We start from the raw sequence: 677 nt of genomic DNA on the forward strand, positions 1-677 counted from the left end.
CATCAGTTCCGCAGGTCGACCTGCCACACGGGTTGTCCGGGGCGCCTCAGCACCTCCAGACCGCCGACCACGCGGAGCCGGATCCGTCCCTGCGCGTCCGCGCCCGTCGCGCTCACCTCGCCGACGGGGCCTGCCGTGCCGTACAGCCGGATGTGTTGTCCTGGCTCGAGGTCCTCGGCCGGAGTCCGCCGGGTGTTCACCGCCTGCGACGAGGGCCGCCACCTGGTCGTGCACCACTTCCACACCAGGTAGCCCAGCGGGGTCGCGACGACCGGCAGCCACGGGTGCAGCGGCACGGTGGCGAAGAACGCCGCTGACGCCGCCCAGAACCCGGAGCTCACCGGGAGCTTCCCGAACTGCACCCACCCCGTCGTGCGCACCGTGCCGTCCGGGCGGAGGCCGCGCGGCGCGGCGCCGTCGGGCAGCCGCACCATCGGGATCGGCTCGGGGTCCACGTGGGACGCGGCCTCCTCGGCTGACTCGATCAGCGTGGCGTCAGCCATGATGCGGTGCCCGCACCTGGTGCACACGAGACTGAGGTCCGCCGGTGCGTTCGCGTCCGGCCACACCCGCAGCGGGCCGTGCCCGGCCGGGCAGTGGTAGGCGGCGGGACCGTGCTGCATCGCGTGCATCACGCGTGCGTCCGCGCTGTTCATCGCGGTGTGGATCGTCATGAC

General features: G+C 73.3%; 1 protein-coding gene. It reads right to left on the minus strand.

Features of this window, described 5'->3' with window-relative positions:
• Positions 1–2: 2 nt before the first annotated feature.
• Positions 3–677, minus strand: a 675-nt coding sequence (locus tag FKR81_RS43145) for a hypothetical protein (RefSeq protein WP_222598630.1), incomplete at its 5' end; no start/stop codon positions are given.

Source organism: Lentzea tibetensis (genome assembly GCF_007845675.1).
GTDB lineage: Bacteria > Actinomycetota > Actinomycetes > Mycobacteriales > Pseudonocardiaceae > Lentzea > Lentzea tibetensis.